Below are 13,780 nucleotides of genomic sequence, written 5' to 3'. Positions count from 1 at the left end.
TGAGGCGGCTACTCATGGAATCTGAATCAGAAAAGAATGAAAGTAAAGAAAGAATTAAGGCTTTCCTTAAGGACGGGGATGTTTTTGTTTCCTCTCATGAGAATACCGAGAGCTTAACCTCTAGGGGATATGGAACTCAGGAAGATGATTCTCTAAAACTTGCTTTCTACGAAGCTCTCTATCTCGTATACAAGGGCATCATAGAAATTGAAGATGAGAAGACTAATGAGAAACTAGCATTTCAGGATCTTCTCGAAAGGTTCCGCTCGAAATACGAGGATGCTTGGACGAAATACCTAGTGTATCGAGATCTTAGAAGCAGAGGATATGTCGTGAGAGAAGGCTTTGGTTTGGGAATCGATTTCCGCGTGTATGAGAGAGGAGAATATGGGAAGTCAACCGCAGATTACTTAATACTCTGTGTAAAGGAGGGACAACCGATCCCTGTTGAGAATCTCGCTCGCATTATTAAGCAGTCTCAGAGCATGAAGAAGATGCTGATTCTTTCTGTTCTAAGCCGGAGGGGGGAGATCGTTTATTACTCCCTTTCTCAGCTTTCGATGCCTAGAATTGAGTAAGGAAACCTTTATAGCCTTTCTAATCCAGCATGTAATTGGCCCGTTAAGCGGAGAAGTACAGTTGAGGTTTTAGCCTTGTCGATTGGGTTCCTAAGAACAGTTAGAGGGATGAGGGATTTTCTGCCTGATGAGGCCGAGGCTCTCAGGTCTATCGAGGATGTAGCAAGAAAAGTTGCTAGACTTTTTGGGTATAGAGAAGTCATCACACCCGTCGTCGAGAATTATGAATTGCTTGCCGCGAAAATTGGAGAAGAAAACAGGAGACGAATGTATGTCTTCGAAGACTTAGGCGGCCGTAAGGTTGCTCTTAGACCTGAATTCACATCCTCAGTTGCAAGAGTTGTAGCAACAAAAATGCAAAGTTTACCGAAACCCTTAAGACTTTTTTCCGTTGGCAGCCTCTACCGCTACGATGAACCGCAATTCGGCAGATACCGGGAGTTCTGGCAGGCCAATTATGAACTTTTCGGCTCCAACAGACCTGAGGCAGATGTAGAGATTCTTTGTTTGGCGAATAGCTTTTTGAAAAAGGTAGGTTTGAAGAATTATCAATTCAAGGTAGGCCATGTAGGCATCTTGAGAGGGATACTAAAGCATGAGAAAGTTACAGAAGAAAGGCAAGATACTATAATGCAGTTGCTTGACAAGAAATGCTGGGAGGAAGCATTGAATCTTGCTAAAGGTGTTGGCGCAAGCAAGCAAGCTTTAGACGATATGAAGACTCTGTTTACTTTGGGCGGGAGAGATGCGGATCGCCTGCTGTTAGAGATGGAGGAAGTTGTAAGGAACTATCCTGAAGCACTAGCAGCCATTGAAAATCTCAAAGCAATAGTTAATCTTATCCGGGATACTGAATCAAATTTAACATTACTTCTCGAGGCGGGATTTGCCAGAGGGTTAGAGTATTATACGGGCGTAATCTTCGAAATCTTTGTCCCAGAGATGACCCATGCACTGGGCGGTGGAGGAAGATACGACAGGTTAATCGAACTTTTCGGTGGAGGAAAAACGCCAGCTATTGGAGTAGCTCCAGGGCTTGATCGAATATTGCTGGCGCTCAAGAAACAGGGCGCTCCGATCAAAACTATGTCGCACCTCGAGAGGGTTTTGATCATCCCAGTTGGGGACGATATGGTTAGAGAAGCGTTCAATATTGCTTCGATACTCAGAGAATGCGGGATCTGCACGGAAATTGAAATTACTGGGCGTTCATTATCCCAAGCACTTTCCAACGCTCCTAAAAAAGGGATAAAATATGCCGTAATAGTAGGTTCAAGAGAAGCGAAGGAAGGGAAAGTGGTTCTGCGAGATCTAGTAAAGGAAGAACAAAACGTTGTTAACATAAATGATCTATTAGGAGTGCTTCCCGTCTATGAATGACAATGAAGTTTCATGGTGAGCGTTAAGATCACATCTTTGGTGATATTCGCGAAAAATTATAAGTGTCCGGAGTACTCCATTATACTCTGACGACATGATTACAATCTGCTATGGAAGGCAGATGCATGAGCACCGAGGATAAGCAGAGGTTTGAAGAATTTCTTCGAAGGGTGGATGAGCTTCTAAGTATCCTGAAGTTTCTCTCAGAAGATTTGTCAGAAATATCTAAAAATTTGAAGAGATATCTTGCAGCTCCCACAACACCTGACGCCCTGTCTGGACACCCCGCGTCTTCAGTTGTCCATACCAACGTTATACAAGACCAGGCACCTTCACCCACGGCTCTTGAGCGACGAACCGCAATGGATGTTCAAAAAGCCTTTCCAGAAGACTTGTGGCCAGTTATCTATTTTGAAGAAGATGAAGAGTATGTGTTGGTAAAGCCGCGCCAGTATCTTGGAGCCGATAACTTTAGGCGAATAGCTACAATTGTTCGCGATCAACTCGGCGGGGAATATGTCAGCGCGGGTAAAGATTCGCATTTTCGTGTTCCAAGAAAGCCATAATTGTGAACCATAGATACATCAATCTAACGTGAACGATACATGCTGATGTAGGATGTTCTATCACATACTTCTTACGACTGATTGCGACTTAAAATGCGGATATTGCTACGATAAGTCTATCAAGGAGATTGAAACGGACTTTGGAGATTTTGAAGTAGATTACTCTGTTCCGAAAACCATCAGTTACAGCATTGACGCCCTAAAAAATTTCATCGAGAAAGATCCAGACGCCCACATCATCTTTTACGGAGGCGAGCCGCTACTCTGCATGAATGAAATGGAAAAGATAATGGATTCAGTTAATGTTGGCAGCTTTACTGTTCAGACAAATGGTATACACCTAGCCGAACTTGATATAGAGTACTTGAAGAGAATATCCACAATATTTGTTTCCATAGATGGGAATGAAAAATTGACGGATCATAATCGTGGAAGGGGCGTTTACAGGAAAATAATTGATAATTTGAGTAAGATTAGGCATAATGGATTTAAGGGCGAAATCGTTGCAAGAATGACTGTAACGGAGGAAACAGACATATATAGACAGGTCATGTGGCTTTTAAGAAACCCTGATTTTCCCTTCTCATCCATTCATTGGCAGATTGACGCTGGATTTTGGAAAAGCGATCTACCAGCTCGAAGAGATAAATTCAAAGTTTGGTCTCAGAATGTGTATAATCCGGGAATAAGCAGGCTCATTAAATTTTGGGTAGAGAACATGCGCAGGTACGGACAGGTTCTACGAATTTACCCATTCTTAGACATTATGGAATCTCTACTAAAGGGGGAGAGAAGTTCGCTGCGGTGCGGATCAGGATGGATCAATTACAGCATACAGACTGATGGGCATATAATACCATGCCCAATAATGAATGGTATGCGCGACTTCTATCTCGGACATATTAATAGAACCCATCCTCTTAGGCTGAGGAAACTCTTTGTTGGGCATCCGTGTACCGAATGCGATATTTTAGGTGATTGTGGAGGAAGATGTCTATACGCAAACCTGACTAAGAGATGGCCTGATGAAACCTATACGATGGTATGTCAAACCGTAAGAAACATGATTGACTCTCTTAGAGCTGCAATGCCAATTGTTCAAAGTATGATCTCCACCGGAAGGATAAGTATAGATCAGTTTAACCACATAAAGTATAATGGCTGCGAAGTGATACCATAAGTCGGGGCATAAGCTAATTCAAAAATTTAACTGTAACTTCAGTTACTCGCATCAAGTTTTAGCCTTAGAGATAACCTTGGAAAATTGCTAAAGTTTTAGATGTAGAATATGTCTTCGGGGCCTCTCCTAATTCTCTCATCTTCCTGTCTTGCCTTTTGCATTGCCAAGTTTTTTTCTGCGCCCCTCTCGGTCACTTGAATATCATACTTTATGAATTCTTCTATAAATTCGGTGAGCTTTTTGTTCATCTCCTCCAGTTCCTCCCTGTTAAACGACGCCATTATATCTGGATTATTAACCCAGTTTAGCCATCCAAGCAGGCTCCTATGGAGAGCATAGAGGGCAAATCTCATAGACTGGACTAGATCCAGCCTATCCTTGTCCTTCTTCTCTGAAAATCTTCTAATTTGATCCAGTATTCTTTCGCAGGTTTGTATCCACCCTTCACTCATTCTAACCGCTCCAAGCAGTATATATTTTAGAGCAATCTTAACAACTTACTTTCCAAGCATTTAACAGTAGATTATTCCTAATATTCATTTTGGTCTATCTTCTCCGCTTATTTCAGTACCGTATTTGAAAGGAGCTAAATTCACACTTTGGCTCCTCCCACCGTGTTTCAACATTCCTCACAAGCGCGCCAGGAGGACCTCTCCTGCAGAACTCAAGAATCTCTTCGACGGCTTCTCGTTCTCCTTCGAAGATGGCTTCAACCCTTCCGTCTGGAAGGTTACGCACCCAGCCTGTCAAATTTAGGCTTGTAGCCCTCTTCCTAATCTCATGCCTAAAGAAGACTCCTTGAACACGCCCGCTAATAAACACGTGAACTCTGGCCCGCATTTAACGGTATCCTCCACTTGATCTTTAGCGACAGTTAACTTAGTTTTCACGTTACCTTCCTAAACTTTATTGAACCATCCTCCAAAATAACATCATAGACTTGGTTTACATCAAAACGTACACCGAGCTCCTCATACTCCTCCTCTGTCAGGAATAATATGATCTTTGGGTTGCTGAACTTTGCCTGCATTCCTAGCATTGGTAGTTGCTGTTGTAAAACTCTAAAGACCTCTTGAACCACCTGAGCTTCTTCGCTGGGCGGACGGATCGCGAATGTCGGCATAACGTTCTCTTCTACAAGCTCAATTCTTTTTCCAAGGTTTCCACCTTGATCTCTTATTGACTCAATTCTTTGTACTGTCACTCTCATGCCATATCACTCCAATAGAAAACGAGTTTGGTTACTTAAAAACTATGAGGCGCAACTATTCCATTTCTATTGTCGCCGGAGGCTTAGGCGTTACATCATAGCAAACTTCTGAGACATTTTCGCATTCCATCAGAATGCTATGAGCTATTGTTTCTAATGTTGACCATGGAATTTCCGCCACATCTGCCTTCAAGAAATCCCTTGTGACAACAGCTCTTATAGCCACTATGTAAGGTAGATGCCCCTCCTTTTCGGCAACAGTGTACAATACACGAGTTACCGAGTCATTTTTTTCGATGATGGCTTTTTGGAGATCTATGAGATCTCTAATCTTGGGACGAAGTAGACGACCTTTCCTATTTATGCATTTTAACTTGACGATGTTCCCGTATCTGCGTTCCTTCTCCTTCAAACCAGTTGCCTTGTTGGCTAGTATTCTAACCTCTAACAAGTCTTGGTGCAGGCCCACAAACTTGGAAGCTAATCTTTTTATCTCGCCGATTCCGCCAAATTCCACTTCATCCACATTATCCATTATAACCGAGAAGTATTGGTCAGGTTTATGTTTGGCCATCTCCTTTTCGGTTATTGACGTGGCTTTTTTAAGCGATGCAAGCTTCTCCCTTTTCACTTGACCGACAACTCTAACTAATAATCCTGGACCTGGAAATGGTTGTCTCTCAGAGATTTCAGAGGGAATTTTCAGATATCTTGCTACTTCTCTAACTTGCCATTTTAAGAGCGTCGCTAGGGGCTCCACCACTTTGAACCCATATAGCTCATCTGTTCTTATCCCCATCTGCTCCAAAACATTGTGTTGGGTCTTTATTCCGCCAACAGTTTCGATGATGTCCGCCAATATTGTTCCTTGAACTAAGTATTTGCTTCCTTCCTTTTTTGCTATCTCGCCCAGAGTTTCGTAAAATGTTCTGCGAAATGCTTTACGTTTTTCCTCAGCATCTTTCAGCCCCTCAACCGCCTTCAGAAACCTTTCCTGTACTCTTTCAATACGGACTGGAAGGCTTAAAGGAGGTCTTGAAAGTATTTCCGCAACCTGCTCAGGTTCACCTTCCCTCATAAAGGCGTCGTCAAGCATTATGCAGATTAGATTCTCACCTATTGCCATGTGGGTTAGGACGGCGCAGGTTGAGCTGTCTACACCTCCAGATATAGCGATCACGGCTTTCTCTTTACCGATTAATCTGCGAATCTCCTCTATCTGCTTTTCAACAAACCCTTTAGGATCGAAATTTTCCATACATTCTTCCTCTACTACTAATCTATTACCTCATTAAGCAGGATGATGAATTTCTCATAGGTTAAGACTAAATCCTTTTAAACTTAACCCTAACATCTTATATGCTTAAAAATTCATATAAATGAATTAATTGATAACAGAAACGAGAGGATGAGATGATGAGACTTGTCACAGTATTGTTGCCGGAAGCCTATCTTGAGGGGCTCGATGAGTTAGTGAGACAAAACATGTATCCAAGTCGAAGTGCAGCGATTAGGGCTGCAGTCCGTGATCTCTTGAGACGAGAGCTCTGGACTAAATAGATACCATCAACGGATTTTTACAGCCCCTTTTTATCACGCTATTAATGTTTATGCCCACTTTTGCTATACTAAATTAGCATTCAACTGGCTCTTCAGATATAATAAGATCTCTTCAGGCTTGTCTGCTAGCGTAACAGTCCTTCCTACGATAATGTATTTTGCGCCAGAGGAGAAGGCAAGTTGAGCATCGCCACCTTGAAAACCTATGCCAGGGGAGTAAATGGGAACTTCATCTCTCAGAATAGACCTTATTTCCCTAATTTTTTCCGGGAATGTTGCGCCTACTACTGCACCGTCTGCACCCCATTCTAGTGCTCTTTTGGCGAAGAGTACATATTGGGGCTCCAATTTTCCAGCATCAGGGACATAGACATTTTGTCCATATCCATCCAATGAAGATTTATGGCTCATGAAAACCAGAAGAATGACGCCGCACCCAGTTTTTCTGGCAGCCTCAAAGACTGGTTCAAGCCCATCTTCCCATCCGACAAAGGGGTTTGCTGTTACCGCGTCGAAGCCTGCGTCGAAAAATGTTTCAGCAAGCACGCGATTAGTGTATCCTATATCGTTTATCTTGCAGTCCATTATAACTGGCAGGTTTAGGTCATGTGCGGCATCTATTATCTTCTTAGCACCATCCAGCCCCACTGGAAGTACTAGGTGATAGCTTAGCTTCACGGCGCATATATGGTTGTGAACCTTATATAGAATCTCTATGCTCTTTCTTATTAGATCCCGCCTATTATAATTAATTTGATCGATCGCAACGACTATGTTTGTGCGCTTACTCCTAGATGATTCCTCAATCACACGTTTGAATGTCAATTTCCGGCCGCCCTTTTACCTAACTAATTATCAAGGTTTTCTCCCCGATATTTGCTTTACACTTTCAAACATAAAAAAATGGAAATTGTTGGACTATACATATTTTTTATATTTAGAATTCTTACGGTTTTAGTTTTCATAATTAAGATAAGAATCCTTACCATGTTGTTGTAACAGGGGTAGTAATAGGTATGTGGAAAAGATCTAAGCTAGAAATGTATCTCGACGTTCTCGAAGTGATATCTTCAGGCGTTAATAAGCCCACGAACATAATGTACAGATGTAACCTTTCTTGGATACCGCTAAAGGAGATTCTCCAATCAATGGTTGGTAGAGGGTTAATTAGAGAGATTCGTATGGGAAACAAAAGGATCTATGAAGTTACTGAGAGAGGGTTAGATCTTCTGAAATATTTCAAAAATGTTGAGATAATGCTGGCAGTTTCTAAATAGAAAAAATCTCATCAACCCCTGTCTATTTTCCTCCACTTTTTCTATTAATAAACAAATTTTCCTATTTCCTATTTGATGCAAAGTAAGCATACATACGTCAATTTGCCATCCAATTATCCATTACGAAAGGCTGATGCAAGAGAGTAAGGATACATTTAAAATGTTGTAGTTTATTAATGATAAACATTAAAAAGACACTTTTCCTTTCTTAATGGGCTATAAAAGGAAGGCGGATGTAGAGAAAGCCGCTTTGAGCTGGTGTGAATAAACATTGTTTCCGATTCGAGATGAGAACAGACCGTTGAGCAAACCATTAGTGAATTACGCGCTGATAACAGCGAATGTAATCGTTTTCTTCTATTTTTTCCTTCAGGGGCAAGACTCGATGTATAAAGCTTTTTACGTTTATGGCGCCATCCCCGCTGAGATATTGAGAGGTGAGAGAGTTTGGACAATTTTAACGAGCATGTTTATGCACGGCGATATATCTCATCTTCTCGGAAATATGATCTTTCTTTACGTTTTTGGGGATAATGTTGAGGATACTTTCGGTCATATTAAATATCTTGCCTTTTACATTATGGGCGGCGTTGTTGCAAGCTTAGCGCATATTGGGTCTACTCTTTTATCAATGTATTACTCCGCCGGTGTTTATCCATTCTTTCCAGATCTTCTAATCCCCTCCTTGGGTGCTTCAGGGGCAATTTCAGGTGTTTTAGGAGCCTATTTTCTTCTTTTTCCAAACTCAAGAATTCGAACGTTAGTCTGGTACTTCTATATTGTTACGGTGATCAAAATTCCTGCCTATTATTATCTTGGCTTCTGGTTTGTATATCAGCTTTTGATGGGATTTGGTGCGTTGCTGGGCATGCCCTCGACAGTTGCGTTCTGGGCACATATCGGCGGATTCGTGTATGGTTCGGCACTTGTCAGGTTAGTACGCATTAGACCTAAAAGAAGACCATTACTTGTTGCTCCAGAAACGGTGAGACCTGTTGTTGCGCCTTGGGTTATCACGCCTTTGGTGGATCTAATAGTTGAGGATGACAGAATAACTGTATTGGCCTATATGCCCGGAGTGGAAGAGGAGGCCATAAGAATTAAGGCTTCTGAGTGGGAGATAGAGATTTCTGCCGAGTATCGCGACATAAAGCTCTACAGGCGGGTAGGCTTACCTATCCCAGTCATTCCGAAGCCAGAGAATCTAATGTATAGGAATGGAGTCCTGAGTTTCACATTAAATAGACTGCATGGATAAATATTGGACTAATCTTTTAATCCTAAAGCTTTTGAGACGAATGGGGAAATCCAGAATATTTGAGGCGTATCTGGCTTGGAGAGGCGTTACCTGATATTTTCATGTCCTCGATGCGGAGCTGTCAGATATGCGAAACAAGGCCAGCGTACAGCGGAATGCTTCACATGCGGTCTAAAAATATCAATTCAAGATTCAAGAACAAAAGTACTGCTGAGAACAGATAGGCTAGATGAGGCGATTGAGGCTGTAAAGAAATATAAGATGAGATTACACTCGTCTCGATAGATTGTAAATCTTAATATGCTACTTCCGACTCAGGCATTTTAAATCTTATAAGAGAAATTGGGATACTAGAAAATTTAGAGGAGAATTTTCTTGAGCGGCGATAATGATGAGATACGCCTCATGGCTGATATGCTGAGGAGCGGTGCAACTCTTACGGATCTTTCGTGTCCAGCATGCGCTTCGCCCATATTCAGAATGAAGGATGGAACATTATGGTGCGCGCATTGTAACAAGAAAGTCATAATATTGAAGGAGGGTTCCTCAGAGCAGATGCCAATTCAAGTGTCTTCGCTCAATACTTTAGAGTCAATTCTTCTAATGAAGATAGAAGAGATTCAGATGAGAATCAAAGATGAGACTGATGTTGAAGAACTCAAGAGGTTAAGCGAAGTTACCTCTCTGCTCCTTGAAAATTTAGAAAGGGTTAGAAGAATAGCGAAATCTTCAAGATAACCTTTTAATGGTGGTCTTTTGCTAGGGGTATATGAAAACTTTCCCCAAACCTATCACTGTATAGCAAGTTTTCATTATTCGGCACCACTAAGATCTGTGCAGAGATCTGTGGTCAATGCCCTACACACGCTTAATAAGTCTGAAAGAGGACCATCACTCCCGGAATTCATGGATCACATGATTCAGATTATAGTTGAATTTGGAGTTGCGGACGAAATAACGTTCGAATATATTGATAGGGAAGTCCTTAATCGATGTCTGGAAGCTATTGAGAAGGAAGAGGTTAGGGTGCTGGATTTCTTATGCATTGTCAGATATTATAATCTGCGTGGCGGTAAAAGGTTACCTTTAAGATTCGATTATTATATAGTGAGATTTGTTTTTGAAGACCGTGAAATGCAAATATTAGTTTATCATGAGAGGGGGACTAGACGCTTGGCTATAGAGGATCTATTGGAATTCGTCGTTCAAGCGGTGAACGTTGAATTGGAGAGGATGGAGATGAAACCCTTAATTCAGAGCTATATACGATCAGCATAATCCCTCATCTTCTGGAGTACTAATCCTTTTACACGGTCCGCCACTTCTTTAACCGATCCGCTTGCATCTATCAAAGTCATTTCCCCGGAATCGACGAATCTCAAATATATCTCCCTGACCCTTTCTTGCGTTTCCCGGCTCTCCATAATGGACTTCTTGACACCGCAACGACCCAATGCAACCTCAACTGGCACATCTAAGTATATTGCTAGATCCGGCTTTAAGGCGAACCGATTTATCTCCTTAATCCACTCGATACTCAGCCCGGCTGCGCCCTGATATGCGATTGAAGAATAAACATATCTATCGCAGATAATAGTACTTCCTTTTGAGATAGCGGGTAAAATTTCTCTTTCTATGTGGTCGGCCCTGTCAGCCGCGAAGAGCAAGGCCTCAACGACTGCTGGGGCGCGATGCGTAGTATAAAGAATTTGACGCCTTATGAATCTTCCTATTTCACCCTCGCTTGGCTCAGTAGTGTAGTAAGCTTCAATTCCCTCCCTGCGCAGCGCATCCACAAGTAGTCTTGATTGGGTCGTCTTCCCACTCTTGTCTATCCCCTCTATACAGATGAAGAACCCTTTCTTCACGACTTCTTTTATCCTCCTAACAACATAAAAGACTTCCTTCTTCACCTATTTCAACTGGCAAAAACTTCAGCGTACTTTTATATTTATGGACCTGATTCTATATGACATAATGAGATGATTGGAATGTGGAAGTTCTCGATGGAACAGAAGGTTTATGATATAGGTGGTTTCAGGGTGGGCGGCGAAGCCTATGAGAATCCATCCCTAATGATAGGAAGCATCTTTTACAGGGGGGACAAGATTGTCGAAGATGAGAAGACTGGTGAGTTTAGCCGCGAAGAGGCTGAGACGCGCATTAGGATGGTCGAGGAACTCGTAGATAGGACGGGGTTGGCAGCGATGATCGACATTGTATGCAGCAATCCAGAAGCCGCCCATAGGTATGTAGAGTTTGTTGCGGATACTACAAACTTGCCTGTATCTATAGATGCGGTTTCTGAAGAGGCGGCTGTGAGCGGTATTAAGGCAGCTCAGGATCTTGGGATACTGGAGAGGACCGTTTTTAACTCGATAAGCCCTGAGACAAAAGAGACTGTGTACGCGAAAATTAGGGAGGCCGGTTTGAAGTCAGCCATCATCCTCACATACAGTGCAAGGGCTATAATCTCATCAGCGGAAAGAGTTAAGATTCTTGAGACTTTGATACCGAAGGTTAAGGCGGCTGGCATCGAAAAGATTCTTGTTGACACAGTAGTCGTCGATGTAGCCACATTAGGATTGGCATGCAAGGCTATCCGCGAAGTGAAGGAAAGGTTCGGTTATCCCTCCGGATGTGGAGCACATAACGCGATATCATCATGGAAAAGCCTAAGAGAGAAGATGGACAAAAACCTTAAAAATGCCCTGTCCGCCGTTGTCAACACGCTTCCTCTCGCCGTAGGCGCAGACTTCATACTTTATGGGCCGATAGACGCTGCCGATCACATCTTCCCAGCAGCCAGCCTGATTAACGCTACTTACGGACAGATCCTCCTGGAAGAGGGAAAAAAGCTGGATCCGAAGCATCCAAGATTTAAGATATCAAGGTTCTAACATGCATCCAAAAAACTTAAGATCAACATGCCGAAAATCGTTTTCAAGAATATTGCGGCCGTGGTCTAGCCTGGTTTAGGACTCAAACAGACCAAACGGAGGAAGCCTTCCAAGCTTGCAATCCCGGGTTCAAATCCCGGCGGCCGCACCAGTACCTCGTGTTCAAGTGCGCTATCTCTACGCGCTATTTAAATCCACATACTCACTCGTATATGAATGTAAGACATACATGATTGCTCAAATTGGGTTGAGAGTGCTAAGTGGAGGCTGAGGACAGCTTCAGTCGGGGTGTTTATTGAACTTCATCATTCATCTGCAAGCTCTGGGCCTTTCCAGAGGTATGGGATGCGGAGTACCCAAACCATTTATCCAACCTATCCAGGATGTGCCTGTTTGCTCCTCGGCATGTCTCGAGAGAATGAGAGGAAAGGGTAATCGCGTAGACATAAGTACAGCCTTATAAAACTTCAACCTATGATGATTTAAAATTCGTTGCGATGAAAGTTGTTTAATATAAATGTGGAAGCAGCGCAAAGAAAACGCCCATACCGCACGAAGCTGTCCGCTTCAGCATCAGAAACAGGGATGATAAGGATTCAAGGTTAAAATGACAAATTGAAAGTTAAATTGACCTAACAGTCTTTCATTTGGACGTTGCTATCTGAATCGTGTAGTAATTTTTATGATTTTCAGAAAAATCTAAATATTAGGAAAAGTTAAACTTATACGGTGCTAAACATTGAACGATAAAGTGAAATGTTGCGGGATTGATGCTGTTGTTACACTTGATTCGAAGGGTCAGATAGTTCTTCCGAAAGATGTTAGAGAGAAAATTAAGCTTAGGCCTAATGATAAATTGGCGATTATTAGTTGTCATAGCGGTGATGAGGCGTGTTGCCTTATCATGGTGTAGGCTGAAAATCTTGGAAGCTCCGTTAAAAGTTTCCTAGGCCCGATTCTTAAAGAAGTTTTAGGTTAGGGATAATGACCATGGATGAAGTTGAATTAAAAGAGATGATAAGGAAAAGTTACGCTGAAATAGCGAAAAAGAAAAGTAGCTGTTGTTCAAGCTCATGTTGCAAAGGGCCCGTAGATATAGAAGAAGGTTACAAGAAGCCCGGTTATGTTGAAGAAGAATTAAAATCTCTCTCCGATGAGGTTTTCAGTCTAGGTTGTGGAAATCCGGTTGCCTTAGCATCTTTAAAAGAAGGAGAAACTGTGCTTGACTTAGGCTCAGGAAGCGGCTTTGATTGTTTTTTAGCTGCGAAAAAGGTTGGCGAAAAAGGGAGAGTTATCGGTATCGATATGACGCCTGAAATGATCGATAGGGCAAGGAAAGCCGCTAGGAATGGTAATTATAGAAACGTGGAATTTAGACTTGGAGAAATAGAAAATCTCCCCGTTGCAGATAACTCCGTTGACGTGATAATTTCGAATTGCGTCATTAATCTTTCACCAAACAAAAAGCGAATATTTGAAGAAGCTTTTAGGGTTTTAAAGCCTGGCGGCAGGCTAATAATTTCTGACATCGTCTTGCTGAAAGAGTTGCCCAAGGCGATAAGGGAAAACGAGCAAGCGTATGTTGGCTGCATCTCCGGAGCAGTATTGAATAATGAATATCTTGAGCTGATCAAAAGCGCAGGTTTCAGAAATGTAAAAATATTAAGGGAGTCACAGTTTCCAACTGACCTTATAATTGACGATCCAACAACAAAGGCTCTCATGGAAGGATTTTGCATTTCAAATCGAGATGCAAAAGAATATGCCAACTTAATCGTAAGTATAACCGTTTATGGAATTAAGCCGAATAAACCGCGGCGGTGCTAAACGTTATGGCCTTTGAAAACTATTTTCAGAATTTGCAGCTTGAA

Annotated in this window: 19 protein-coding genes and 1 tRNA gene; 14 read left to right on the top strand and 6 right to left on the bottom strand. The window is 42.1% G+C overall.

The window, feature by feature from the left end; genetic code table 11:
- Positions 1–14 precede the first annotated feature (14 nt).
- From endA to NZ952_01500, 4 genes are all read left to right on the top strand, one after another.
- A complete protein-coding gene (endA, locus tag NZ952_01515) occupies positions 15–578 on the top strand; it encodes a tRNA-intron lyase (protein MCS7119874.1) in 564 nt (187 codons plus the stop codon).
- Between the two features lie 75 nt (positions 579–653).
- Positions 654–1,958 (top strand): histidine--tRNA ligase, encoded by a 1,305-nt coding sequence (hisS, locus tag NZ952_01510; protein MCS7119873.1) that lies wholly within the window; start codon positions 654–656, stop codon positions 1,956–1,958.
- Between the two features lie 125 nt (positions 1,959–2,083).
- Complete coding sequence (locus NZ952_01505) at positions 2,084–2,524, top strand: hypothetical protein (GenBank protein MCS7119872.1); 441 nt, start codon at positions 2,084–2,086, stop codon at positions 2,522–2,524.
- A 52-nt stretch (positions 2,525–2,576) separates the two neighbouring features.
- Positions 2,577–3,704, top strand: coding sequence for a TIGR04084 family radical SAM/SPASM domain-containing protein (locus tag NZ952_01500; GenBank protein MCS7119871.1), 1,128 nt, complete (start codon positions 2,577–2,579; stop codon positions 3,702–3,704).
- Positions 3,705–3,799: 95 nt separating this feature from the next.
- Here NZ952_01500 and NZ952_01495 read toward each other — a convergent pair whose 3' ends face one another.
- The 4 genes from NZ952_01495 to NZ952_01480 all read right to left on the bottom strand — a co-directional run bounded on the left by NZ952_01495 (position 3,800) and on the right by NZ952_01480 (position 6,172).
- Positions 3,800–4,156: a DUF2153 domain-containing protein gene (locus tag NZ952_01495; GenBank protein ID MCS7119870.1), complete on the bottom strand. Its 357-nt coding sequence runs from the start codon at positions 4,154–4,156 to the stop codon at positions 3,800–3,802.
- Positions 4,157–4,268: 112 nt separating this feature from the next.
- Positions 4,269–4,544, bottom strand: coding sequence for an acylphosphatase (locus tag NZ952_01490; protein ID MCS7119869.1), 276 nt, complete (start codon positions 4,542–4,544; stop codon positions 4,269–4,271).
- Between the two features lie 46 nt (positions 4,545–4,590).
- The gene (locus NZ952_01485) at positions 4,591–4,914 is read right to left on the bottom strand and encodes an arcadin 1 (GenBank protein MCS7119868.1); all 324 of its coding nucleotides are present in this window, start codon (positions 4,912–4,914) and stop codon (positions 4,591–4,593) included.
- Positions 4,915–4,969: 55 nt separating this feature from the next.
- Positions 4,970–6,172 carry a GMP synthase gene (locus NZ952_01480; GenBank protein MCS7119867.1) on the bottom strand — a complete coding sequence of 401 codons (1,203 nt, stop codon included), beginning with the start codon at positions 6,170–6,172 and terminating at the stop codon, positions 4,970–4,972.
- Between the two features lie 158 nt (positions 6,173–6,330).
- Between NZ952_01480 and NZ952_01475 the strand changes: the two genes are divergently transcribed.
- Positions 6,331–6,474, top strand: coding sequence for a ribbon-helix-helix domain-containing protein (locus NZ952_01475; GenBank protein MCS7119866.1), 144 nt, complete (start codon positions 6,331–6,333; stop codon positions 6,472–6,474).
- Positions 6,475–6,537: 63 nt separating this feature from the next.
- Here the strand turns inward: NZ952_01475 and NZ952_01470 are convergent, their stop codons facing one another.
- Positions 6,538–7,299, bottom strand: a complete 762-nt coding sequence (locus NZ952_01470; protein MCS7119865.1) for an orotidine 5'-phosphate decarboxylase — start codon at positions 7,297–7,299, stop codon at positions 6,538–6,540.
- Between the two features lie 191 nt (positions 7,300–7,490).
- Here NZ952_01470 and NZ952_01465 point away from each other — a divergent pair, with 191 nt between their 5' ends.
- From NZ952_01465 to NZ952_01445, 5 genes are all read left to right on the top strand, one after another.
- Positions 7,491–7,751 (top strand): hypothetical protein, encoded by a 261-nt coding sequence (locus tag NZ952_01465; GenBank protein ID MCS7119864.1) that lies wholly within the window; start codon positions 7,491–7,493, stop codon positions 7,749–7,751.
- Between the two features lie 271 nt (positions 7,752–8,022).
- Complete coding sequence (locus tag NZ952_01460; protein MCS7119863.1) at positions 8,023–9,009, top strand: rhomboid family intramembrane serine protease; 987 nt, start codon at positions 8,023–8,025, stop codon at positions 9,007–9,009.
- A 75-nt stretch (positions 9,010–9,084) separates the two neighbouring features.
- A complete protein-coding gene (locus NZ952_01455) occupies positions 9,085–9,294 on the top strand; it encodes a DUF1922 domain-containing protein (GenBank protein MCS7119862.1) in 210 nt (69 codons plus the stop codon).
- A 90-nt stretch (positions 9,295–9,384) separates the two neighbouring features.
- Complete coding sequence (locus NZ952_01450; protein MCS7119861.1) at positions 9,385–9,747, top strand: hypothetical protein; 363 nt, start codon at positions 9,385–9,387, stop codon at positions 9,745–9,747.
- A gap of 108 nt (positions 9,748–9,855) precedes the next feature.
- Complete coding sequence (locus NZ952_01445) at positions 9,856–10,287, top strand: hypothetical protein (protein MCS7119860.1); 432 nt, start codon at positions 9,856–9,858, stop codon at positions 10,285–10,287.
- Here NZ952_01445 and tmk read toward each other — a convergent pair.
- Positions 10,269–10,922: a dTMP kinase gene (gene tmk / locus NZ952_01440; protein ID MCS7119859.1), complete on the bottom strand. Its 654-nt coding sequence runs from the start codon at positions 10,920–10,922 to the stop codon at positions 10,269–10,271. The two genes, NZ952_01445 and tmk, sit on opposite strands and share 19 nt — an antisense overlap.
- Before the next feature lie 78 nt (positions 10,923–11,000).
- Here tmk and NZ952_01435 point away from each other — a divergent pair, with 78 nt between their 5' ends.
- From NZ952_01435 to arsM, 4 genes are all read left to right on the top strand, one after another.
- Complete coding sequence (locus tag NZ952_01435) at positions 11,001–11,909, top strand: tetrahydromethanopterin S-methyltransferase subunit H (protein ID MCS7119858.1); 909 nt, start codon at positions 11,001–11,003, stop codon at positions 11,907–11,909.
- Between the two features lie 54 nt (positions 11,910–11,963).
- Positions 11,964–12,060, top strand: a tRNA-Gly gene (locus NZ952_01430).
- 588 nt (positions 12,061–12,648) lie between these two features.
- A complete protein-coding gene (locus NZ952_01425; protein ID MCS7119857.1) occupies positions 12,649–12,822 on the top strand; it encodes an HgcAB-associated protein in 174 nt (57 codons plus the stop codon).
- A 77-nt stretch (positions 12,823–12,899) separates the two neighbouring features.
- Positions 12,900–13,736: an arsenite methyltransferase gene (gene arsM, locus NZ952_01420; protein MCS7119856.1), complete on the top strand. Its 837-nt coding sequence runs from the start codon at positions 12,900–12,902 to the stop codon at positions 13,734–13,736.
- Positions 13,737–13,780: the final 44 nt, after the last annotated feature.

The sequence above is a fragment of the Candidatus Bathyarchaeota archaeon genome, from assembly GCA_025059045.1.
In the GTDB taxonomy this organism is placed as follows: domain Archaea; phylum Thermoproteota; class Bathyarchaeia; order Bathyarchaeales; family DTEX01; genus JANXEA01.
The sequence above is the reverse complement of the archived record's forward strand: the minus strand, read 5'-3'. Positions and strand labels throughout refer to the sequence as shown.